1 protein-coding gene is annotated in these 625 nt (G+C 36.6%); it reads left to right on the top strand.

Going from position 1 to position 625, the window contains the following annotated elements:
- The first annotated feature begins 49 nt into the window (after positions 1–49).
- Entirely contained in the window at positions 50–496 is a 447-nt protein-coding gene (locus HC728_RS19765) for a hypothetical protein (protein ID WP_190395985.1), read from the top strand.
- The last annotated feature ends 129 nt before the right edge of the window (positions 497–625 follow it).

Genomic DNA, 625 nt, shown 5'->3' with positions numbered 1-625 from the left:
AAACGTGTTATGCAGGCGTTATGTGTTTTTTTGGGTAAGGTAAATTCTTATGGATATTGGAAAAATAGAGACTGACATTCGCAGTTTCAAGGAAGCAATTATACAGGCTGAACTTTATCAACTGGGTCACGAATATCGAAAATTCAAGTATTTCCCACAAGCATGCTGCGTTTTGACAAGTCAGCTATTATCGCGCTTTCTTATCAGGAATTACCCTAATTTTGAATTCAAAGTTGTAAATGGGGAAGCTCCTAGTGGTATGTGGCATTATTGGGTTGAGTCTAATGACTTGGTTTCTGATATAACAATGTCTCAAGATGGCATTAATGGTGATGATGTTATTTGGTCTGAAAGTTTATGGCATAAGAAGTGTCATATACTTGAAACTTGGAAAGTAGAGCAAAAGTTTAATGATGTTTCTGAAGGTGCTGACAGCGCTGATTCTCAAGCCTTAGAGACTGGTTATCAGCTGATAATGTCAAAATTTAGCTCATAATATCAACACATAACAAATGCATCAACACGATTTACTACACTCGGCATCTCAGGTTGTCGGGTGTTTCTCGTTTTAAGGCATCAATTTTAAGTATAATTGTATAGTAGTAAACGTGTTATGCAGGCGTTA

This window comes from Aliivibrio sp. S10_S31, from assembly GCF_014694495.1.
Lineage (GTDB): Bacteria > Pseudomonadota > Gammaproteobacteria > Enterobacterales > Vibrionaceae > Aliivibrio > Aliivibrio fischeri.
The sequence above is the reverse complement of the archived record's forward strand: the minus strand, read 5'-3'. Positions and strand labels throughout refer to the sequence as shown.